At 60.4% G+C, this 22157-nt stretch carries 19 protein-coding genes and 2 pseudogenes; 15 read left to right on the forward strand and 6 right to left on the reverse strand.

Features of this window, described 5'->3' with window-relative positions:
* Positions 1 to 108: 108 nt before the first annotated feature.
* Positions 109 to 1140, reverse strand: coding sequence for a universal stress protein (locus tag QZ571_RS14925; RefSeq protein ID WP_295536532.1), 1032 nt, complete (start codon positions 1138 to 1140; stop codon positions 109 to 111).
* 401 nt (positions 1141 to 1541) lie between these two features.
* Between QZ571_RS14925 and QZ571_RS14930 the strand changes: the two genes are divergently transcribed.
* The 14 genes and pseudogenes from QZ571_RS14930 to istA all read left to right on the forward strand — a co-directional run bounded on the left by QZ571_RS14930 (position 1542) and on the right by istA (position 16998).
* Positions 1542 to 2615 carry a site-2 protease family protein gene (locus QZ571_RS14930; RefSeq protein ID WP_295536535.1) on the forward strand — a complete coding sequence of 358 codons (1074 nt, stop codon included), beginning with the start codon at positions 1542 to 1544 and terminating at the stop codon, positions 2613 to 2615.
* Between the two features lie 1129 nt (positions 2616 to 3744).
* A complete protein-coding gene (locus tag QZ571_RS14935; protein WP_295536536.1) occupies positions 3745 to 4098 on the forward strand; it encodes an NADH-quinone oxidoreductase subunit A in 354 nt (117 codons plus the stop codon).
* Entirely contained in the window at positions 4095 to 5117 is a 1023-nt protein-coding gene (locus tag QZ571_RS14940) for a hypothetical protein (RefSeq protein ID WP_295536539.1), read from the forward strand. Before QZ571_RS14935 ends, QZ571_RS14940 begins: the two co-directional genes overlap by 4 nt.
* On the forward strand, positions 5114 to 6028 hold the full coding sequence (locus tag QZ571_RS14945) for an NADH-quinone oxidoreductase subunit H (RefSeq protein WP_295536541.1): 915 nt from the start codon (positions 5114 to 5116) through the stop codon (positions 6026 to 6028). Before QZ571_RS14940 ends, QZ571_RS14945 begins: the two co-directional genes overlap by 4 nt.
* The gene (locus tag QZ571_RS14950; protein ID WP_295536543.1) at positions 6025 to 6630 is read left to right on the forward strand and encodes an NADH-quinone oxidoreductase subunit J; all 606 of its coding nucleotides are present in this window, start codon (positions 6025 to 6027) and stop codon (positions 6628 to 6630) included. The genes QZ571_RS14945 and QZ571_RS14950 overlap by 4 nt, the downstream gene beginning before the upstream one ends.
* Position 6631: 1 nt before the next feature.
* Positions 6632 to 6937 carry an NADH-quinone oxidoreductase subunit NuoK gene (gene nuoK / locus QZ571_RS14955; protein WP_295536545.1) on the forward strand — a complete coding sequence of 102 codons (306 nt, stop codon included), beginning with the start codon at positions 6632 to 6634 and terminating at the stop codon, positions 6935 to 6937.
* Positions 6937 to 8766 carry an NADH-quinone oxidoreductase subunit L gene (locus tag QZ571_RS14960; protein WP_295536547.1) on the forward strand — a complete coding sequence of 610 codons (1830 nt, stop codon included), beginning with the start codon at positions 6937 to 6939 and terminating at the stop codon, positions 8764 to 8766. The genes nuoK and QZ571_RS14960 overlap by 1 nt, the downstream gene beginning before the upstream one ends.
* Position 8767: 1 nt before the next feature.
* Positions 8768 to 10255, forward strand: a complete 1488-nt coding sequence (locus tag QZ571_RS14965) for a NuoM family protein (RefSeq protein ID WP_295536549.1) — start codon at positions 8768 to 8770, stop codon at positions 10253 to 10255.
* Positions 10256 to 10258: 3 nt separating this feature from the next.
* Positions 10259 to 11671, forward strand: coding sequence for an NADH-quinone oxidoreductase subunit N (locus QZ571_RS14970; RefSeq protein ID WP_295536551.1), 1413 nt, complete (start codon positions 10259 to 10261; stop codon positions 11669 to 11671).
* Positions 11672 to 11861: 190 nt separating this feature from the next.
* Positions 11862 to 12044: pseudogene (locus QZ571_RS14975) on the forward strand (IS110 family transposase); the annotation flags it as partial.
* A 393-nt stretch (positions 12045 to 12437) separates the two neighbouring features.
* Positions 12438 to 12809, forward strand: a complete 372-nt coding sequence (locus QZ571_RS14980) for a hypothetical protein (RefSeq protein WP_295536553.1) — start codon at positions 12438 to 12440, stop codon at positions 12807 to 12809.
* Complete coding sequence (locus QZ571_RS14985) at positions 12806 to 14914, forward strand: PQQ-binding-like beta-propeller repeat protein (protein WP_295536554.1); 2109 nt, start codon at positions 12806 to 12808, stop codon at positions 14912 to 14914. The genes QZ571_RS14980 and QZ571_RS14985 overlap by 4 nt, the downstream gene beginning before the upstream one ends.
* A 220-nt stretch (positions 14915 to 15134) precedes the next feature.
* A complete protein-coding gene (locus QZ571_RS14990; protein ID WP_295536556.1) occupies positions 15135 to 15284 on the forward strand; it encodes a hypothetical protein in 150 nt (49 codons plus the stop codon).
* Positions 15285 to 15390: 106 nt separating this feature from the next.
* A pseudogene (gene istA / locus QZ571_RS14995) lies at positions 15391 to 16998 on the forward strand (IS21 family transposase).
* Here istA and QZ571_RS15000 read toward each other — a convergent pair.
* The gene (locus tag QZ571_RS15000; protein WP_295536558.1) at positions 16956 to 17276 is read right to left on the reverse strand and encodes a hypothetical protein; all 321 of its coding nucleotides are present in this window, start codon (positions 17274 to 17276) and stop codon (positions 16956 to 16958) included. The pseudogene istA and the gene QZ571_RS15000 overlap by 43 nt on opposite strands.
* Positions 17277 to 17420: 144 nt before the next feature.
* Here QZ571_RS15000 and QZ571_RS15005 point away from each other — a divergent pair, with 144 nt between their 5' ends.
* On the forward strand, positions 17421 to 18143 hold the full coding sequence (locus QZ571_RS15005; RefSeq protein WP_295536559.1) for a DUF4386 domain-containing protein: 723 nt from the start codon (positions 17421 to 17423) through the stop codon (positions 18141 to 18143).
* A gap of 144 nt (positions 18144 to 18287) precedes the next feature.
* On the opposite strand, the gene QZ571_RS15010 is transcribed toward QZ571_RS15005, so the two are convergent.
* The 4 genes from QZ571_RS15010 to QZ571_RS15025 all read right to left on the reverse strand — a co-directional run bounded on the left by QZ571_RS15010 (position 18288) and on the right by QZ571_RS15025 (position 22156).
* Positions 18288 to 19106 carry a TIM barrel protein gene (locus tag QZ571_RS15010; RefSeq protein ID WP_295536562.1) on the reverse strand — a complete coding sequence of 273 codons (819 nt, stop codon included), beginning with the start codon at positions 19104 to 19106 and terminating at the stop codon, positions 18288 to 18290.
* 13 nt (positions 19107 to 19119) lie between these two features.
* Entirely contained in the window at positions 19120 to 19929 is an 810-nt protein-coding gene (locus tag QZ571_RS15015; RefSeq protein ID WP_295536564.1) for a carbohydrate ABC transporter permease, read from the reverse strand.
* Complete coding sequence (locus tag QZ571_RS15020; protein WP_295536566.1) at positions 19926 to 20798, reverse strand: carbohydrate ABC transporter permease; 873 nt, start codon at positions 20796 to 20798, stop codon at positions 19926 to 19928. The genes QZ571_RS15015 and QZ571_RS15020 overlap by 4 nt, the downstream gene beginning before the upstream one ends.
* 74 nt (positions 20799 to 20872) lie before the next feature.
* Positions 20873 to 22156, reverse strand: a complete 1284-nt coding sequence (locus QZ571_RS15025) for an ABC transporter substrate-binding protein (RefSeq protein WP_295536568.1) — start codon at positions 22154 to 22156, stop codon at positions 20873 to 20875.
* Position 22157 lies beyond the last annotated feature (1 nt).

A 22157-nucleotide genomic window follows, 5' to 3' on the forward strand; every position in this document is an offset into this window, starting at 1 on the left:
GGTAGATCCCGATTTCGGCTGGCGGCCCGTCGATGGTCTTTTGCGATGCCGCAAAGGCGCGAATACCAATCGTCCAGTCCGCCGCCTGTTCTGTCGGCTCGACAAGGGTCATGTCTCTGTATCCGCAGGCTGGCGCGTGCCTTTATGGACGGGTTCGGCAGAGACATGCGCATCCCCCGAATTGCGCTGCGGTCGCATCATGAGCACCGGAATATCGGCGTGATCCAGGATGAAACTCGCAACATGGCCCGACGGAAGAGTCGGGTCCATACCCTGACCATGCGACGCCATGATCAGCAGATCGCCGCCCCGTTCCCGGATCGTCTTGAGCAGGGACTTACGCGCATCCCCTTCGACGATCATCGTCGTCGTCGCTGGCGTTCCGTAGCCCTTCAGCATGTCGTTGATCCGGTCAAGATAGGTCCGCGCGGCTGTCTTCGCGCGCTTCACAAGGCGCATCTGCAGGTCCTGCAACTCGCGGTCTTGCAGACCGATATTGATGCTGCCCGGATCGGGAACGACATGGCAGACGATAAGCTTTGCGTTCTGCTGCTTGGCGATGGCGGCGGCGCTGGGGATCACGCTCTCTGAGACGCTCGACCCGTCCAGCGCGACAAAGACACAGGCGTAGCGCGTGGGCGCGGTGGTGAAGGCGGCGCTTGGCACCATGAGGATCGATCCGATATCGGCATCCACCAAACAACGCGCAGCGCGCCACGCATGAAGCCCCTCGGCGCCCTCGATGCGACCAAAGGCTGTGATGCCACCGGGATGACGCGCCGCATAGCCACAAAGCTGATCGATGCGGCGCCCTTCAAGAACCGCGACCTGAATCGCGTGGTCCGCCGTCTGATACTTCTGAGCCAAGTTGGTCAGCACATCATTGGCCACGCGTCGGCGGATCTCCCAATCAACAGGATCAAGCGGAGCGCCGCCCTTTTCCGCCGCCTCAAGGAAATGCAGCAAGACCACGTCGCCGCCCAGCGCCTGCGCAATGGTTTGCACATGTGAGATGGCTCCAGCGGACCTCTGATCATCCTCGATGCACACCAGAAGCTGCATCCGTTCAGCCTGACTATGGGTGGCCGAGGTTGAACTGGTAGACGGCACGTGTTTTGCTTGCGTTGGCGTTTTGCCCATCATGTGTCACCTTTCCAAAATCCAAGACATGCGGACCGGCCATCTTTTGGCCTGCGATTGGCTGCGAATGGGCCAAGACGGCCTCTCTTTTGCACTCGCGTCGCTTCCGGATTCGCGGCCAAGATATGGCACCGCTGCCAGCTTCGCGCTGATTCAAATCAAGTCGCCACATCGGGAAATATGCTTCCGTCAGCGCAAAGACATGCGATGCCGTCCGACATGCCGCAAACCGCAGGCATCACACGGAGCTTCAACCTCTGCGTCTTGAAGAGCAAATCGACAGGCGGAGTGCGGAACACCTTGCCCTATGGTGCCCCCGCGCCCAGACTGTTGGCAGATGAAATGACAGGACGCAGGCGCGCGAGAGTTGCGATCGCCGGGCCTCTGGATCAGGAGATGATATGCGTTGGTCCTATTCGATCGGGAAAATCCGGGGCACGGAACTCAGGGTGCATGTCACCTTCTTTCTGCTGCTGATCTGGATTGCGGCGGGCGCCTGGGCCACGCAGGGCCCGCAAGCCGCAACGACAAGCGTGCTGTTCATTCTGGCTGTCTTTGCCTGTGTGGTCTTGCATGAGTTCGGCCATGCCACGATGGCGGCGCGCTTCGGGGTGAAGACGCCCGATATCACGCTTTTGCCAATTGGTGGGCTGGCGCGGCTAGAGCGGATCCCCGAAAACCCGCGGCAGGAAATCCTGATCGCGCTTGCGGGACCGGCCGTGAATGTCGTGATCTGGCTGTTGCTGACGGGGCTTCTGGGCGCCGCCACCCGGCTGGGCGATCTGCAATCGCTGGAGAATGCGTCGCAGGATTTCTGGGGGCGGCTGGCGCTGGTCAATTTCCTGCTGGTTGCCTTTAACATGATCCCGGCCTTCCCGATGGATGGCGGCCGGGTGTTCCGTGCCGTCCTCTCGATCTTCATGGACCGGATCAAGGCCACAGAACTTGCCGCGCGCACCGGGCAAATCATCGCCTTTCTGTTCGCGTTCTGGGGGCTAACCGGGGGCAACCCCATTCTGGTGCTGATCGCGGTGTTCATTTTCTTCGCGGCCGGGGCGGAAAGCTCGGATGCGGTGATGCGCGGTCTGGCCCATCGCGCAAAGGCGCGCGATGCGGCCATCACTACATTTCAGACCCTTGCGCCAGACGCGACGCTTGAAATGGCCGCGCAAGCGATCTTGCACAGCTCTCAATCCGAATTTCCCGTGCTGGCCGCCGACGGGCGGCTGGTCGGGGTGCTGACGCGGGCCAGAGTGTTGTCCCACCCAGAGGCCGAGCATCGCGCCGAACTTGTTTCAACGGTTATGATCGAAGACGTTCCAACAGTGACGCTTGAGACCGGGATGGACGCGGTACTGAACGCTTTGGCGGCAGGGTCCGCCCCCATCGTCGCGGTGCTGGACCGGGCGGGACGTCTCGTGGGCTTCATCAATCGCGAAAATATTGGTGAGTGGATCATCCTCACAAGACGCTGAAAGCGTGGGACGGTGCATCAACCCCATTCGCCAAGAAATTTGGAGTGTGTGAATATCTCGCGCCCTGAATTGATGATACGGACGCTCTCGTCCGCGCCATCCCAAATCGGGCACGATGATTTTCTCTCCTTCGCTCAGCGTTCTATCGGCCTCCGGTGACACGGGTGCGTTTGCCATTTCAAGGATGATGCAGGCATTGATCTTGGCGCAATTGTCGAGTGCGATCTGTTACTCCAATGCTGCGGGCACCAACACGTCACGCTCAAGCTCTAACAGTTCGGCATTTGAAATCTCGTTCGTTTCACCTTGACCCTTCGCACTTTTCACGCCCCCTGCCTCTCGCTTGTGCTGCATGACTGCCAGCGCACCTCTTACGGACAGGTGGGATTTGCGAAGTTTAATAAAACGTTTGGGCCGAACGCGAGCACCTCCATAGACTGCTCGTGGCCCCTTTGACCTCACACTCGATCGGCCCACAACATACGTAATTGATCGAGCGTTCCGTTGCCGCGTCGCAGCTTCCCGAGGGTGGAGATTTATAACTTTTTGCAGCAATTCGAAGAAACAAGCGTCATCGGATTTACTCTCCGTGTGAAGATCTTGTTCGCATTGTCGTTCTTCATGATGTTGACGAGCCCCTTTTTGGCGGTTTTCTAGCGTTCTGCGAATTCATCGAACGCCACCACTTCCCAGCAAGCCACCAACTCAACGCGCCCCTTCGAGTAGTTCAGGAAGCGCTTCGGGAGGGGTCAACTCATCTCCAGAGATCAACTGCTCATGCGGCGAGAACTCGGAGGAGCTAGACGATCTGCGGAATCTTTCGGTCCCGGCTCGATATCGCTGTCGTTTTGCAGGTGTGCGCTGACAGGCCGTGGGATGACTATACATGTCGACGCTGGCAAACGGCCTCTTCGCTATCCGGCGATGCGCAGCGCTCGCGGCATATCTATGTCCGCGCGATGCTGAATTCATACGGCAAAAAGCCTTGTAACAAGCTGCTGGCCTTTTCAGCTTAGCCGCGTGACGAAAATTTGTGAGAGAGCAAAAAATCAGGAACCTTCCAGCGCTGGAGGGTCGTTGTCCTATCGAGCGCAGCAAGGCGTCGAATGAGAAGGAATAAGCAAAACGGATGACGACGATCATTTCCATCGCTGGAATTCTTGCTTTGGCTGTCCTGTTCGTCGGCGTTCTTCGGGCAGCGGGTTGGTCGGATTTCGCCGGCTCCGCGACAGCGCCCCAGCAACGCCCTGTGTTGGGCGGCGGCGACCCGCAGACCCACGCCTGGCAGCGGTTTCACGTGCGCTACTATACGATGACCCTGCTATTTGTCGCCTTCGAGATGGAGATGATGTTCATGTATCCTTGGGCCGTCGTCTATGTCGCCGAGGGCGGCAAGGCGCTGGCCGAAATGGGCATGTTCCTGGCAATCCTGTCGGTGGGAATTCTCTACGGCTGGCGCGAGGGGATCTTCCGGTGGGAATGAGTTGGATCAGCCGCCTCGCCGCCCGTGCGCCGGTACCTGTGTTCATCGCGCAGGGCGAAAGTGCGCCCGATGCGCTGGCGCGGCTGGCGCTGAATCCTGCGATCCACGTTGTGGACAGCCCGCGCGCGGCATGTATCTTGCTGATCTCCGGGCGTATACCAAGCGCGCTGGCCGATTGCCTCAACCGCCTCCACGACCAGTTACCACATCCGCGGGCCACCGTGCTGTGGCAGTCGCATGCGATGGAGCCTTTTTCAAATGCTGTGGAGGTGGACGCTAGCGACGACATCGCCAACGCTCTGAGCGCCACCTTCGCCGACCTCCTCGCAGGTGATCGCCCGAGCGAGGCCGATATCTTGCCCGACGCACCACCGAACGAATGGCGCGGCATCGGGCCGCATGGGCAGGGCGGCAAGGGCATGATGGGCGGCACGCCATATGGGCGCCCGATGGCGAAGACCGACGACGACATTCGGGACGGATTATCTCTGGACGCCTATACCGCCGATTTTGGTCCGTTCCTGCCGATGTTCCCCGCTGGACTGGCGTTAACGCTGACTTTGCAGGGGGACATGATCCAAGCGGTCACCGTGGCGCATCCTCCCTTCGAGGGCGATACGGCCGCGCGGGAGCGTTTGCTTCGGCTTCTGGGGTTGTCGGCGCTCGCCTTGCGCTCACTCCACGGACAAAAGGGTGACGGCACATTTCGCAGGCTCGTTCGACTGTCAAGGGCGCGCGCAGCGATCCCTGCGGATCTGGGCCGGTTGCCCGACGGATCCGACGTGCGGTCACGGTTCGATGCGATGGTGACGGGGCTCCAAACCGCCCCTGCGTCCGACACCGACATGACACTCGGCGATCTTCTGGTCGGGCTGGAATGGCACGAGGCGCTGCTGGTCATCAACAGTCTGGACAACGCGACGCTGCGAGGCGTCTGCGCCAGAATGGACGCACCGCCGGACAGCACAAATGACGCCACCCATGCCGACCACGACATGCATGCGGAGCACATGGGATGATTGTTGTGCTCGCCATCCTTGGCCTGTTTGCCTTCCTGATCGCCAGTATCTGGGCCGCTGCGACTCTCGACGCGGTCTGCCGTGGATGGATCGCTGGCGGCGGCACGGTGTCGCCCGCCTTTACCCCGCTGCGCACGGCCGCATTGTGGCTGAGCCAACAGCGCCTGACGACCGAGGCCCCGGACCGGCTGAATGCGCTGCTGTCCATCGCCGGATATTTTGCGCTTGGGCTGGTCGGGCTGGCGCTTGTGCCGATCGGACCGGACACGACGCTGATCGCCCTGCCCACCAGCGTCGTGGCATGGGGTGCCTGCGAGTCGCTTGTTGTCGTCGTTGTCTTCCTGCACGGCTGGTCGCCGAATGCACCGCTGGCGTTGATCGGGGCTTATCGCTATGTCGCGATCGGGCTGCCAATCATGTTGCTCAGCATGTTCGTTCTGATTGCCGCCGCACTACCGGCGCAATCGCTGGACCTGCGTGACATCGTGACATCGCAGTCAAGCGTGTGGAACGTGATCCGCCAACCGCTGGGTCTACCGCTGTTCATCCTCTTGGGTCTGTCGCTAACGCTGCGCGGCCCGTTTGATTATGCCGATAGCGCCGATCTGGCGGGCGGCACCTCGGTCGAGGCATCGGGGCCGGATCGCTTGGGCTGGCAGATCGCACGGCTGGTAATGCTGACAGGATTTTCAGCCGTTGCCGCAAGCGTATTTCTGGGCGGCTATCTGGGGCCAGTGCTACCAGGCCCGCTGTGGCTGGCAATCAAGACACTGGCCATCATGACAGTCGTGATCGGCCTGTCGCATCTGCTGGCTCGGATGCCTGTCGCACGCATGATGGGGCTGATCTGGATCGGCCTGTTGCCGCTGTCATTCCTTGATCTGATCCTAGCGGGGGTTTTGGCACTATGATGACAAGTATTCTGTTCTACGCCCTGTCGGCGCTTGCGATCTGGAGCGGATGGCGTGTGTTCCGCGTCGACTCCATGATCCGCGCGACATTTGCGCTGATGGTTTCCTTCATCGCCGTGGGTGCCATCGCATTGCTTTTGTCGGCGGATTACATCGGTGTGGCCACCGTTTTCATGATGGCGGTCGAGATGATGGTCATGGGCCTGTTCATGATCATGTTCATGATGAATCCTGCGGGGCTGAACCCGATGCAGATGGTTCACCAGTATCGCTTTTCGATCGGCGCGGGAGTCGCGAGTTTTGTCGGGCTAAGCGTGGCCGTGCTGACGACCGCACTGCCTGTCAGCCCGCTGCCGCCCGGCGGTGAGACGCTGCGCGATCTGGGAACCGAACTGTTGGGAAATTCCATGCTGATCTTCGAGACAGCGGGCGTGACCCTTTTGGCGACGATGGTTGGCGCAGTCGTGCTGTCAAGCGCCAGCGGGCGTTTCGGATCAGGCAGTCAGGGCGCGCAGCCACCGGGTCTGACCGAGGGTGGAGCCCCCGCCGGTCGCAAGGTCGACGCAGGTTCCGGGCATAGCCATCACGGCGGAGGGCACTGATATGACCCTGACGGCCATCCTCATCGTGTCTGCGGCCCTGTTCGGCATCGGTCTGTTCGGCGCGCTCTCGCAAAAATCCTTCGTCATGCTGATGATGGGGCTCGAACTGATGTTGAACGGCACGCTGCTTGCCACGGTTGGTTTCTGGGCCTTCACCCTAGCGGGTCTGCCAAAGGGGCAGTTGCTGGCGATCCTGATCATGGCGGTGATGGCGGTCGAATTGGCCATCGGCTTTGCCTTGGTCGTGGCCGTTTACCGCAAACGACAGGCGGACGTGACGGAATCCCTCACGACGATGAAAAACTGATGCTGTGGCTGGTTTCCCTTGTGCCCATCGTGGCTGGTGCGCTGATCGCGACGCTGGGCGCGCGATCGCGCACCAGCCTCGGCGTTCTCGCAGGTGGCGTCGTGAGTGTGACATTGATTCTGACGGTTTTGGCTGTGGTGCAGGGCTGGAGCGCGACGCTGACCTGGTCCGACGCGATCCGCTTGACCGCCGCCCTGACGCCCCTGTCGGCGGCGCTCGCCGTGACGGTGCCGGTCATTGCGCTGGCCGTTATTTCCCACGCAACCCAGCATGAGGCGCGACAAGGACTTGCCCGTCTCACCGGCCTCATGATCGTGTTTGCCGGTGGGATGCAGCTTGTTGTTATTGCCAACGATCTGTTGACCCTGCTGATCGGATGGGAGTTGATTGGCGCCTGTTCATGGGCCCTGATCTCTCACAAGTGGACCGACAAAGAAAATCCGCAGTCGGGGCTCTACGCCTTTGTCATGACACGGTTCGGCGATCTGGGCCTGTTTGTTGCCGCGATGGCGCTGTTCGCGGGCACGGGGTCGTTCGATTACGCCAGCATCGCCACGCTGTCGGGGCCGTGGCAAGGCCTTGTCGCATACGGCATCCTGCTGTCTGCGGCGTCCAAAGCGGGTCAGGTGCCGTTTGCGCCGTGGCTGTTTCGCGCCATGGCGGGCCCGACGTCGGTATCTGCGTTGCTGCACGCAGCGACGCTCGTCGCAGCGGGGGCCTACATCATCGCGCGCCTTGAACCGTTCCTGTCGGTCGTTCCGGGTTGGCAGGCTGTGACTATCGCTATCGGTTTGACGACTGCCTTGGCGGGCGGATTGACGGCGGTGTTGCAGAACCACTCAAAGCGGTTGCTGGCCGCCTCCACCTCGGCGCAGCTCGGTTTCATGTTCATCGCCGTCGGCGCGGGCTATCCCGGCGTCGCGATTTTGCACCTGATGCTCCACGCGACCTTCAAGGCACCGCTGTTTCTAATCGCCGGTGCAGCACACGACGCCACGGGCAGCTACCGACTTGATCGAATGCGCCTTGGCCGCGTGATGCCGTTGATCGCTGGTTTGGCCGTTATCGCTGCAGCCAGTCTGGCGGGCCTGCCCCTGACGGGCGGAGGATGGAGCAAGGAAGAGATCGTCCGCGCCGCAGAGCACACCAGTTTCTGGCTGGCCTTCAGCGTGATGATCGGCGGCGGGCTCAGCGCCGTCTATGCGACCCGTTTCGCCCTGCTGGCTTTTGGGCGTAGCCACAAGGAGGGGCGTGACATTCCGGCACCCGGCTGGAAAGAAACCGTCGGCATCGCGAGCCTTGTGACGCTGACACTGGCTGCCAGCCTGCTTTGGGTGTCGCCCGCCGCCACGGTGTTGGCGAATGCCTTGGGCGCAACCCTACCCGAGGGGACAATGGCGGGGCTTGTGATCTCGATGATCTGGCTGGCGGCCGGACTGGTTACCGGGTTTTATCTGGCGCATCAGTCCCCTGCACTGGGACGCACCGGCGCGAGCGCAGCGGCCTCGGATTGGCTGGGCCTTCCGACGTTGATTGATCGTGGCGTTGTGCAGCCGGTCGATGCGCTGGCCCGGGCCGCAGCCCAGGCCGACGACCGTTTGCTGGATGCGGGCCTGAACGCCACGGCGGCTTTCGCCGATGCACTGTCACAGCTGGCCGACCGTTTCGGCGAGGCCGCATCCGATGGTTTGCCGGAAGGGACCGCAAACATTTTCGGCCTGCTGGGCCGCGACTCGCGTCGACTGCAAACCGGCCTCTCCCACCACTACTACGCCTATATCATCGGCGGCATCTTCGTCGTCGCAGCCATCCTCGCCGCAGGAGCATAACATGCTGACACTTGCCATCCTCATCCCGATGCTGGGCGCATTGGCGCTGCTCGTCTCACCGCGTCTGGGCCACCAAGCAGCGAGAGCCGTGGCGGTCGGCGCATCTGTCGTGTCATTCGCACTGTTGCTGATCGTCTGGATCGGTTTTGACACCGCCCCGTCAGCACCCGATTTTCAATTTCTTGCCGAGGTGCCTTGGATTCCGTCGCTTGGCATCGCGTGGCGCGTCGGGGTCGACGGCATGTCGCTTGCCCTGTCCTTGATGAGCGGCGTTTTGTTTATCGCAAGCATTTCCTGGCCGATGGAAAATCCCGAACGCCCCGTGTCCTATTATGCCTGGTTCCTGTTTCTGGAATCCGTGTCGCTGGGCTTGTTTCTGGTTCTGGACCTGCTGTTATTCTACGCCTTTTTCGATCTCAGCCTCGTCGGCATGTTTTTTCTGATCGGACGCTGGGGACATGACGGCGCGCAACGCGCTGCGCTGAAGTTCTTTATCTACACGCTGGCCGGATCGCTCGCGATTTTGCTGGCGATCATCGGACTGGTGCTGTCGATGGCCCCCATCACGTTCGACATGCGCAGTCTGATTGCGGCGCAGCCGCTGGCGGGCTACGATTTTCAGGGTGGATTGATCCTGCTTGGATTCATGGTGGGTTTTGCCATCAAGACGCCGCTGTTTCCGGTCCACACCTGGCTGCCCCCCGCGCATGTCAAAGCCCCCGGTCCGGTCTCCGCTATCCTTGCAGGTGTGCTGCTCAAAATGGGCACCTACGGCATGATCCGCATTCCCCTGCAAATGATGCGTGAAAGTTTCGCGGCCTATGCCCTGCCGATCGCGCTGTTTGCGCTTGCCTCGATACTATGGGGCGCCATCGTCGCGTTGGGGCAGACCAATCTGAAACGCCGCATCGCCTATACCTCTGTCAACCACATGGGATATACCGTGCTGGGCATCGCGACTGCTGGTGCGTCGCTGGCGGGGGTGGAAAAAGCGCAGTCGCTGGCCTTGACCGGCGCTGTGGTCGAGATGGTCGCCCATGGCCTGATCACCGGGGCGCTATTCCTCATCGCGGGCGGGATCTGGGCGCGCAGCCAGACCTACGAGCTTGACGCTTTCGGCGGGCTGGCGAAGGTCGCGCCAAAGCTGACGGTCGCCGCCGTCATCGCGGCTTTCGCCAGTCTCGGCCTGCCAGGGCTTGCCGGCTTCGTGGCTGAGGTGCAGATTTTTGTCGGAACCTTCGCAGTGTTCCCGGTCATCGCCGCCATCGGCCTGCTGGGCATCCTGATAACTGCCGCCTTGTTCCTGCGCCTGTTGCAACAGGTCTTCTTTGGTGATCTGCCGTCGGCGCGCGCGGGGTTCCCGGACCTCAGCCGTCGCGAAAGTGTCGTGTTGTCGGTTCTGCTGGCCCTGGTCGTGGTGATCGGCATCTATCCACGTTGGCTGCTCGATCTGATCGGCAGCGCCACACGCGCCATCGTTGGAGGCTGACGTATGCCGATCGGTGACCTGACCCCGGAGATCGCGATCATCGTCGCAGCGGTGCTGGCGCTATTGTTTGCCACCTTCGCGCCGCGCCGCTGGCAGGCCAGAGCGGCACTGATCGCCCTAGCGGGCATCGCGGTGGCCGCCGTCCTGCTTGTCAACCAGATTGGCACAACCCGCTTCACCTTCTCGGGCACTTGGGCGCTGGACGGGGCGAGCATCTGGGCACGGCTGATGATCCTGATCGCCACGGCATTCTGCATCCTGCTGGCCCCGGGATGGTTTCGCACCGACCCCCGCCACGGCGAATATTATACGATCCTCTTACTGTCGGCCTTGGGCGCTATGGCGATGGCCGGCGCGGGCGATCTGCTGGAACTGGTGATCGCGGTGCTGTTATCCTCAGTGACAGGCTACACGCTGGCCGCATGGCACCGTGACTGGGCATTGTCGGTCGAGGCGGGCATGAAATATTTTCTGATGGGCGCGCTGGCAAACGCGCTGTTGGTAACGGGCGTGACGCTGGTCTTGGGACTTCTGGGCACCAGCAGTTATGGCGACCTCTCACGCCTCTTCGCGGGCGGCGTTGATGCGTCGCCGCTGCTGTTTGCGGGATTCGCGCTCATTGTTATCGGTGTGGCGTTCAAGCTGGGCGCAGTGCCTGTGCACGCTTGGCTGCCTGACATCACAGAAGGGGCACCGGCCCCCGCGGCCGCCTTTCTGACCGTGGTTCCCAAGATCGGCGCGGCGATCGCCCTAGCGCGGCTGGTGCATCTGATCCCGCCAGAGGCATTGGGTCTGCGCCCTCTGATCGCGGTGCTGGCTGCAGCGACGATGACACTCGGGAACCTCGCCGCCCTTTGGCAGGACGATGTCCGTCGGCTGATCGGCTGGTCGTCGGTCGCACAGGCGGGCTATCTGCTAATGGCAATCACGGTGCTTGGGGTCAGTCCCGATGCGTTGACGGCACTGCTGACTTTCGGGGCAAGCTACGCTATCGGCAATCTGGCGGCCTTTGCTGTGGTCACACATTTGCGCGGGCGCACCGCGCTTGCAGATTATGCCGGACTGGCGCGACGGCAACCGATTGCGGCGGCGGCGCTGGTGCTGGCGTTCTTATCGCTGGTTGGAATCCCCCCAACGGTCGGGTTTCTGGGCAAGCTGATGCTATTCCTGACGACGATCCAAGGTGGTTATCTCTGGTTGGCCGCGCTGGCAGCGGCGAACACGGCGGCCTCGCTGTTCTATTACGCCAAGGTGATGGGGATCATGTATTTTGCCGCCCCGCCAGAGGAGGTGCAGCTGTTGGACAGACCCAGCGGCGTCGCAGTGTGGATCGGGATGATCGCCGTCATCGGCGGCGCGATCATGGCGGGGACCGCACTGGACGTTTTCCAACTTAGCACCCTGTTGCCGCTGTGATGGCGCAACAAGAGTTGCTGCATAACGCTTTTCCTAGGCCCTCAAACCGGCGGGAGCATTCCCGATGCCGTGCCACCTGAACTGTAAAGCTGGATTACACATGGGGTGGATGGCTCCTGCTCTTACCGACGTTGCAATGCGCCATACTGCAGTTGTCTAAATCCGCAATTGAGAGGAGCCAGCCCATGCAAGTTACCACGATTGGTCTCGGCTTAGCCAGCTTGACCATGAGCTGCGTCTGATACCGCCGATGTATGCAAAACCCTATGTGAAAAGCGCAAAGTCTGATGCAATTGACGCCGAAGCGATCTGTGCGGCCGTCACACGGCCTACGATGCGCTTTGTCGAGATCAAGTCTGTTGATCAACAGGCCTAGTTATCGCTGCACCATGCGCGTGGCCTCACGCCGACCAACAAATCCAACGGTAGGAAGGAGCGAATAGGCCGGACGAAAGGCTGCTTCTGACCAGTGTGCAGATCATCTCAAAACTGTCTTGCTATGCAGGAGCATCCACACAAGACATTCGCCGCGATCTGCACCGAGGGCAGCAATGCTTAGGAAGCTAGCTCGGTAAAGCAAAGCGCAAAATTGCAGGATCGATAAATCTCGCTATCGGTTGTTTTCAGCAGTGCTGGAAAAGCACTGCTGTCGGGTAGACATACGCCGAACTTTCTCCACACGAGTTCGCGAGCAATCACTTTTCATGGAACCGGAGTGAGGGCCGATGGTTGGCTTTTTATGTCTAACCGCAAAAAGGGTAAGACGATGGTAGATCCCAATCGAGTAGCGCGGCCGCGCACTATCCTGATGGTCTTGGGCGGCTTGGCCGGTGCGGCCGTGGCGGTATGGAATTTCGTCACCCCCCTGACCGGAGTCACCGGCACATTCGGAGCCGGTCTTGTGATTGCCTCGAGCGTCTTGATCGTGCTGGCGGCCATTCTCATTCAGCTGAGCGAGCCGGGCGGCTGGCGCACCACCTTGCGCGTTTTAGTAGCGCTCGGCGTGATCGGGACCGCCGCCGCTGGCTATTTCCTGCATGAATGGTGGCTGATCGCGGCAATGGCGGTCACGGCAATCGGCCTGATTTACGACATCGCCTCCAGCCGCGCCTCCAACCAGACCGGAGCCTACGCATGATCCGCAAGACGATTTCCCTCTCGCTCGTGCTGGCGCTGATGGGCGCAGGTGTCGCCGCGCAAGACAGCGCGCAAACCGCACCTGCCCAGCCCAGCCAGTCCACCATCTCGGATGGCAGCACCCCCGCCACCGCCGACACGCCCGTCCCCGCGAACGGTACGACCACCCCACAAACCCCGCAGAGCGTTGCCGACGCGATCGCACCGCCGCAATATGCAAGCAGCCCCCGCCCGCGCAACGGCACGCCGCTTGTGCCCGATCAACCGGTCTGGGACAGCTTTCACGGCCAGCTTTCGGCGCAGAAATATTCGCCCCTCACGCAGATCACACCGCAAAATGTCGGAAAGCTTCAAAAAGTCTGGCAGATCCATACCGGCGATGTCTCGGACGGCACGGGCGACAAGCCTGCCACGGTCTGGTCCGCCACGCCGATCTTTGCCAATGACACGCTGTATATCGGCACGCCCTTTTACCGGGTGCTCGCGCTGGACCCCGCCAGCGGTAAGCAGAAATGGGCTTTTGACACCAAATCGACCCTCAAAGCACTGACCCAGCCCGCGCTGAAGAACCGGGGCGTTGCCTATTGGCAGGCGAAAAACCCCATTGCAGGCAAGGTCTGCCAAAAGATCGTCTACATCGGCACGATGGATGCGCAGCTGTTCGCGCTTGATGCCGATACCGGCAAGCCTTGCCCCGATTTTGGCAAGGATGGCGTGCTGGACGTGAACCAGTGGAATAAGGTGAACGACCGCTTTCCGCTGTCGGTGCTGCAACCGCCGACCGTGGCAGGCAATCACCTGATCCTCGGCTGGGCCGGGCAGGACTGGGAATGGGCCGAAGCCCCTCCCGGTGCGGTGTTCTCGCTCGACCCGCAGACCGGCAAGCTGCAATGGTCCTTCGAGACCCTACCCGAAAGCATACGCCGCAAAACCGGCACCGCCAATGTCTGGACCGCGATGTCGGTCGATCTGGGGCTGAACATGGTCTACCTGCCGGTGGCCTCGCCCTCGCCGAATTACTGGGGCGGCAACCGGACCGAAGCGATCCCCTATGCCACCTCGACCACTGCGCTTGATCTAGATACCGGCAAGGTGGTCTGGTCGCGCCAATGGGTGCATCACGACATCTGGGATTACGACATCAACTCGGCCCCGACGCTGATGGACATATCCGTTGATGGCAAGCAAATCCCGGCGCTGATGCAGGGCACCAAGATGGGGTTCCTCTTCGTGGTGAACCGCGAGACCGGGAAAGACGTCTGGCCGATCGAGGAGCGTCCCGTTCCCCAGGGCGACGGCTCGGTCAACGGGGAGGTCTACGCACCGACCCAGCCCTTCCCGACGAAGCCCGCGCCGCTTCTCGATCAGTCGAAGAAACCCCAGGTCTGGAAGCTTGCCGATATCATCTCGGGCGGGCAATGTTCCAAGCTGTTCAAGAACCTGACCTATCACGGCATGTATACCCCTCCGACGACCAAGGGCGAAGGGACGCTCGCCTATCCAGACAGCGCCGGGGGCGTGCAATGGGGCGGCGTGGCGTTCGATCCGCAGACTCAGATCGCGGTCGTGAACACCAGCCATATCGTGCAATATATCAAGCTTTGGGATCGCAAGGATTACGAGAAGAACGCGGGCGGGTCGGGCAATGAAAACGGTTTCTACCCGCAGACCGGCGCACCTTACGGGATGAGTCTTGGAAACGCGCTGATCTGGCTCGGCATGCCCTGCTGGAAGCCGCCCTTCGGGGAACTGGTCGCCATCGACATGCATACCGGTGATGTCAAATGGCGCAAGCCCTTGGGAAGCTCGCAGAAATATGGGTTCTTCATGCCCGAAAGCATGGGCTCGCCTACGATCGGAGGCCCGGCGGTGACGAAATCGGGGCTGATCTTCATTGGTGCGAGCATGGATGCCAAGGCCCGCGCGTATGACATCCAGACGGGCAAGGAGCTTTGGTCTTCGCAACTTCAGGCGCCGGTCGTCGCAAACCCCGCGATCTACGATTACAAAGGACGCGAATACGTGGCCTTCGTCTCGGGCGGCAACTCAATCCTGAAACCCGCGGTGGGCGATATGGTTGCAGTCTATGCGCTGCCGCAGAACTGACGGGATCCGGTGGCTCTTCGTTGCGGGTTTGCCCGCCCCGGAACGTTTTGGGTCGGGTCGGCACGGCTGGGTAAGTGCGGCATAGTCAGTTTAACTTTCCCGTGTCCCGTCAGAAGCGAGTGGTAGGGTTGCATTGCTTTAGGCCGTCGGTCTCGCTCGATACTGTGGTGGATGGCTCCTGCTCCGACCGAGGTCGCAATGCGCCATAATGCAGGTGTCGATGCCCGCCTTCATCGAGTTGGATGACGAGCTGCACAGTCAGCAGCGCGAGCAACTTTTCCATGACGCAAGCGTTTTCGGCAACTCGATCAAGAGCGGCCATAAGCGCCTGATCGCGCACAATCAGCAAATTCAGGCTGAAAACTGTTGAACGTCACTCAGAACTGCCCCGGTAGAGGTCAGAATTGTCACTGAAAATGACCCATGTGCAAATTTGCCCCAGACGAGATGTGTCTAGGGTTAATGGAGTGGTAGACATGGGATTTTTGAACGTTATTCGACGATGGGCCTTGAGAAACAAGATGCCTATTCGTGAGATTTCACGGCGGACAGGGCCGTCTCGCAACTCCGTCAGGAATTATCTGCGGGCTGACATAGTTGAACCCAGTTTTCGGACGCCGACACGGCCAAGTAAGTTGGATTCATTTGCGGTGAAGCTGTATGGTTGGTTGGTGACGGAGCGGCGTAAGTCTCGCAAAGACCGTCGCACGGCCAAGCAGATGCACGCAGATCTGGTGAAGCATGGCTTTGACGGATCGTATGAGCGGGTTGCGGTCTTTGGGCGCGGTTGGAAGGCGGACCGACAGCGCGCCCAGCAAACAACAGGCCGAGAAACCTTTGTGCCACTGGTGTCCCAACCGGGTGAAGCGTACCAATTTGATTGGAGCGAGGACTGGGCCATTATTGGTGGCGAGCGCGTGAAGCTTCAGGTCGCCCACATCGAGCTGTCACTCAGCCGCGCGTTTCTGGTGCGGGCCTATTTGTTTGCAGACCCACGTCCCTCTCGTGACATTTCTTGAGGAAACGCACTGCCGGTCAATGGATGCTGTTTGACGCCCATTGGCTTGCTTTCCGCGTGTTTGAGGGTATCCCAGATCGCGGCATCTACGATAACATGAAGACAGCCGTGGACAGGGTTGGCTGAGGCAAGCAGCGCGATATAAATGCGCGCTTTTAGGCGATGACCAGCCACTAAGTCTTTGAGCCTGAGTTTTGCAATCCAGCTGCTGCGTGGGAGAAAAGTCAGGTTGAGAAGTACGTCCGCTATGCGCGCCATCGCCCGTGGCAGGTGGCGACCGCCTTTTTCAGACATTCAAGCACTGAATGGATGGCTGGAAGTTCGCTGTCAGGCGCTTTGAGTCGAGTCTGTGCATGCTAAGTTTGCCGGGCAGGATTGCTGATGCCTGGGGGGTCGAGAGGGCCGCATTGATGCCACTACCAACGGCCTTTGACGGCTTAGTTGAGTTGAGCAAGCGCGTATCTCCGACTTGCCTGACTACCTTTGATCGCAACCGCTACTCTGTGCCTGCCAGCTTTGCGCCCCGCCCTGTCAGCCTGCACATCTATCCTGAATGACTGGTGATTGTGGCTGAGGGGGTCGTGAAATGCGTGCATGAATGCATCATCGAGAGATCACCCCGCCAGCCTGACCGCGTTAGCTATGACTGGCGCCATTCCCTGACCGTTGTGCAGCGTAAGCCGAGGCCGTTGCGCAACGGAGCACCGTTTGTATCGATGCCCAATCCTTTCCGTCAATTGCAGGATATTATTCTGCGAAAGCCTGGCGGAGACCGCGCCCCTCTCGGGACATTGCTGCGCAATGCCCTGCCGGGCAGGGGATGGTCGATATCCTGTCGCTTGTTCTGCACCTAGATGAACAGGCTGTGCTCTGTGCTGTGGGGATGGCACTGGAGGCGGGCGTGCCGATAAAGACCCATGTGCTCAACGTTCTTCACAGGCTGGTGGATGGAAAGCCAACCGACCAACCCGATGTGACACCACCTTCGGCGCTACCGTTGAGCAAGGAGGCATGGGTCATACGTCATGATCCTGCCGGTGCCGCTATCATCATCTGCGTAGCCTGAAGATGCCAAGGATGGCGCAGGCGCACCATCTCCCATATCACCGTGAACTTGCGGCAGCGAAGCGGGAAATTGGCCTCTGTGAGCGCGAACCCGGGAGCGTTGAGCAATGCCATCAAGCTCCCCTGACCGTCGTGACCGTCGATCTCGATGAATTCGGACGCCGAGATTGCGACCTCGCCCTCTAGTGCCTCTTTCTGCCCCCAAGCATCGGCTGCGCCAGCTTCAGGGCGAGTGCTGCGGCAGTGAGCGATCCGTCTTGGTCCGTCACGCGGAGACATGGGCCCGGTCCCAGTCGAAGGTGACGCTGCGCCAATCCATGCATTTATGCATATCAGATCGACTTAGCCGGTCAATTCCCGGCTCAAACGAATGGATATATGAGGAGAGCGATCCCGTCACATTGACCGCAAGGAGTTCCGCCGATGACCGCTTTTGAAGATCCCTCCTCACGAGCCTATGCCCGACTGACAGGGGCGCTCTACCTGATCATCGCTTTCGCCGGTGGCTTCTCGATCCTTTACGTCCCCGGTGAGTTGAACGTGGCCGGCGACCCGGCCGCGACCTTCGCAAATATCGCGCTCCACCGCGGGCTCTTTTACGCCGGACTTGTTGGCGATGTCGTGATGATGGTGACCGAGGTTCTGGTGTCGGTGATGCTTTATTTCATGTTCCGGCCGGTAAACGCGACGCTGTCACTGGCGGCCTCGTATGCGCGCCTGATGATGGTCGCTGTGATGGCGGCAATGCTGTTTTTCCACGCCGGTTCTCTGGCTCTCGCCGACGGAACGGTGCCATTGGGCAGCTTCTCGAAGGCCCAACGGATCGAGCTGGCGGGTCTGTTGCGCCATGTCCATGATGCGGGCGTCTGGATCTGGCAGATTTTCTTTTGTCTCCACCTGCTGTTGCTCGGCACGCTGGTTGCGCGCTCCGGTCTCTATCCCCGCTTAATCGGTGCCGGCCTGATCGTGGGTGGCACTGGATATCTTGTCGATAGCGTGCAGATGTTCGTCTTTCCCGACGCGGGCCTGCTGGCGGCGATGAAGGTCGCCCTGCTGCTTATCGTCACCCTAGCCGAGATCGGCTTTGCCTTTTGGTTGCTGACCCGTGGCCCGCGCCGTGTCGCCCAGCACAGTTTGGCGGCTTGACCTCTGACCTCAAGGAGAGACGTCATGACACGCATGTGCATCGTCGGCATCTCGGGCAAGCCTGTGCATGCGTGGAGCCTCGCGTTGAGGCCCCATACTGCACCCGAATGACAGGCTTGCAACATGCGCAGGCTAAGCGGCGTTTCACCGCGCAAGGCCGCGCTCTTGTAAGTTGCGCACTGTTGCGGGCAAACGCGCGATCCGGTTGCGCACCTCAAGAATGAGGCGCGGCAGTTCAGGGAGAGTCGCAAGCTGGGCAAAGACTGCGGGCCAGAGAATACGCCCCTCGCCCGGATGCCAGTGGCGGTCGGCATAGCCATCTGCGTCTTGCAGATGAACATGGCCAAGCCGCGCCCCGGCCTGCGCGATGAAATCGACCACGGGCGGCGCGCCATAGCGGCCATGCGCAAGCTCGGCGTGGCCCGTATCAAGGGAAACGCGCAAAGCCGGATGATCAATCGCAGCCACCGCCGCAACGCGAGCCGCAGGATCGGTGTCGTCGATATTTTCCAACATCAGCGTGCAGCCGATCTCGCCTGCGCGTGCCAGAACGGGGGCGAGACACGCGTGCATCGCTTCGATCATCTGACCATGGATTTGCGAATAGTTGTCGCGGTTGAGCACATGCCAATAGGTAAAGGGCGAATGCACGACCATATGCGTGCCCCCCAGCGCCTCGGCGATCTCGAGCCCGGTAAGCAGGCGCTGTTGGATCACGGCGCGAATTTCCACATCGGGATTAGCAAGGTCGAGCCCGAAGAACGGGCCGTGAATGCCACGTGGTCCGTGATGGCCGGCAAGCGCGACCTTGTAGGACTCGATCAGATCGCGCGGATCACCTGCGATCACATCGGGCATAACAAAGTCCTGGATCTCGATCGCCCGTTTTTCCTCGAACAGCCAATCGCGCAGGATGTCGAGATCGGGACGGCGGATGGCGGCGCCAAGCAGTGGCAAGGTCATGTTGGTCTCTTTCTTATTTGATGCCCGCGCGCATAAAGCTTTGGACGAATTGACGCTGAAACAGCAGAAATGCGATGAGCAACGGCGCCGATGTCATCAAGGTGGCAGCATTGATCACGGACCATTCAACGCCTGAATCTGTGGTTGCAAAGACCGACAGCCCCACGGTGACGGGGCGCGTCTCGGTCGAGTTCGTCACGATCAGGGGCCAGAGAAAATTGTTCCAGTGATAGCTGACCGAAACGAGCCCGTAGGCGAGATAGGTGGGCTTGGCGAGCGGCACATAAACCCGCCAGAGGATCGACAACGGCCCTGCCCCTTCAATCCGCGCGGCGTCATCAAGTTCGCGCGGCACCGTCATGAAAGTCTGGCGGATCAGGAACACGCCGAAGCCTGAGGCGATATAGGGCAGCGCGATGCCTTGCAGCGTATCGACCGCATCAAAAGCGCGGATGATCTTGTAGTTCTCGACGATCAGAATGTCGGGCATGACCAGCAATTGCAAAAGCACCAGCGAGAACAAGATACCGCGTCCCGGAAACCGGAACCGCGCAAACCCGTAGGCCGCAAGCGAGCACAGGACGAATTGCGCCCCCGTGATCCCCGTCACCAACAGGAACGTATTGAGGAAATAGCGCGCAAACGGCGCCGCATTCCACGCCTTCACGAAGTTTTCCAGCGTGATGGGCGCGCTCAGGGTGAAATTCGCCTCATAGGCCGAGGGGTGGAAGGCGGTCCAAACCGCAAATAGCAGCGGCAACACCCACAGCAAGGCCAGCAGCCCCGCGCCGCCATTCCAGAGGTAGCGATCAAAGCGGCTCATTTGTAATGCACCTTCCGGTCGAACAGGAAGAATTGGCCAACCGCCAGCAGACAGAGCAGGCTCAGCAGCACCACCGTCAGCGTCGCGCCATAGGCCGTGTCCCAAAAGCGAAAGGACGTCTCGTAGATGTAGTAAAGCAGCAAAGACGAGGCATTCCCCGGCCCCCCACCCGTCAGGATGAAGATGTGATCAACAAGGCGAAAGGCGTTGATCACCGCATTGATCGACACGAACAGCGTTGTCGGCATCAAGAGTGGGAAGGTAATACGGCGAAAGATCGTCCAGCGCCCTGCCCCTTCGATCCTAGCGGCTTCGGCAAGTTGCAACGGGATCGACTGAAGCGCGGCGAGGTAGAAAATCATGAAGAACCCCGCCTCTTTCCAGATCGCGACGACCATGATCGCGGGCAACGCGCTTGAGGGCGTGCCCAAAAGGTTCGTCTGCCCGAACCCAAAAAACCCAAGGATCTGATCGATCAACCCGAAACCGGGTGTGTAGAAAAACAGCCAGATATTCGCGACCGCGATCAGCGGCAGGATGGTCGGCGTGAAAAAAGCCATCCGGGCCAGCGCACGCCCCTTGAAGGGGCGGTTGACCAGCAGCGCCATCAGCAACGCCAAAGCGATCGACACGGGAATTGTGCCCAGTGCATACCAGAGATTGTTGACGAGCACCTTCCAGAACACCGGATCATGGATCAACCGCTCGTAATTGGCCAAGCCTACGAAATGCGCGTCCTTGCCTCCGCGTGGCGTGGAGAAGACCGAGTTGATCAAGGTCATCGCTGCGGGAAAATGAGTAAACAGGAAAATCAGCGAAAGCGCAGGCAGTATCAGCAACCAGCCATATATCCATTCGCGCTTTAACATTGCGTTCGTCCTTGTCGGGAGAGAATGGGGCAGATCCAGCATGACCTGCCCCCAAAGTGCCTCAGCACGGATGTTTAGCGATAGGCGGCCAACACCTGATCGGCCTTGGCCTGCGCTTGTGTCAGCGCCTCTTGCGGCGTTTTCTGGCCGGTAATCGCAGCCTCCAGTGCATCGTTGAGGATCTGGGTCACACGCTGGTTTTCATGCGTTGACAGCTCTGCCTTGGCATATTGCAGCTGGTCACGCGCAACGAGCACCTGCGGGAACCCCTTGGCGTAATCCTGCATCGCGGACGTCTCCCACGTGGCAGGACGCGGCGCGACATAGCCGGTCGCCTTAGTCCAGACGGCAGATTGCGCCGGTGCTGTGATCCATTTGATGAAATCGACCGCCGCTGCAAGCTGGGCATCCGATGAGCCCTTGAGCAGGTAGAAGTTACCCCCACCCGTGGGCGCGCCGCGCTGCTTGTTCTGGGGCAACATCGCCACACCAAAATCGAACGGTGCGTTGTCATGCATGTTGGTCAGGTTGCCCGTTGTGGTCCAGACCATCGCCGAGCGGCGCTCGAAGAAATCCTTGGGCGTCGTACCCCAATCCAGAATTCCCGGCTCCATCACCTTGTCCTTGGTGGACAGATCGACGAGATATTGCAGCGCCGAGACCACCTCGGGACTGTCAAAATAGGTCTCGGTCCCCTCAGCATTGGCGAGCTTGCCCCCGTTCTCGATCACGAGCCCCTGAAACAGCCAGTAGGGAAAGCCCGAGGACGGGATGCGCACGCCCCATTGCGTGACATTGCCATTGGCATCCGTCTTGGTGAGCTTCTTGCCCATCGCGACCATCTCATCCCAGCTTGCAGGCGGGGTGTTAGGATCAAGACCGGCCTCCTTGAAGGCCTCTTTGTTCCAATACAGCACGGGCGTCGAACGCTGGAACGGGATGCCCCAGGTTTTGCCATCTACCTGGCTGTTTTCCATGAAGGCCGGGTAGAACCCCTCAAGCCATGCCTTGTCGGCATCCGTCTTGACGTAGTTGTCAAACGGCAGGATCAGGCCGTCATCAAGAAGGGTGAACATGTCCGTCGACAAGGCGACCGCGATCTGGGGCGCGTTGCCTCCTCGTGACGCGGTGATCACCTTGGTGATCGTATCCTGATAAGACCCCGCATAGATCGGATCGATTTTCACATCGGGATGATCTTTCATGTAATCTTGGGTCAGCGTCTCGATCGTGTTGGCTGCCCCGCCGCCAACGGCTACGGGGAAGTAGAATTGCAGATCGACCGCATGCGCCGGAATCGCGGTCAGAAGGCCAAGCGTCACCGCGGCTGCGGTGCCCTTGAAGAGCTTGTCGAACATG

It is taken from the genome of uncultured Thioclava sp., assembly GCF_913064665.1.
GTDB classification, from domain to species: Bacteria; Pseudomonadota; Alphaproteobacteria; order Rhodobacterales; family Rhodobacteraceae; genus Thioclava; species Thioclava arctica.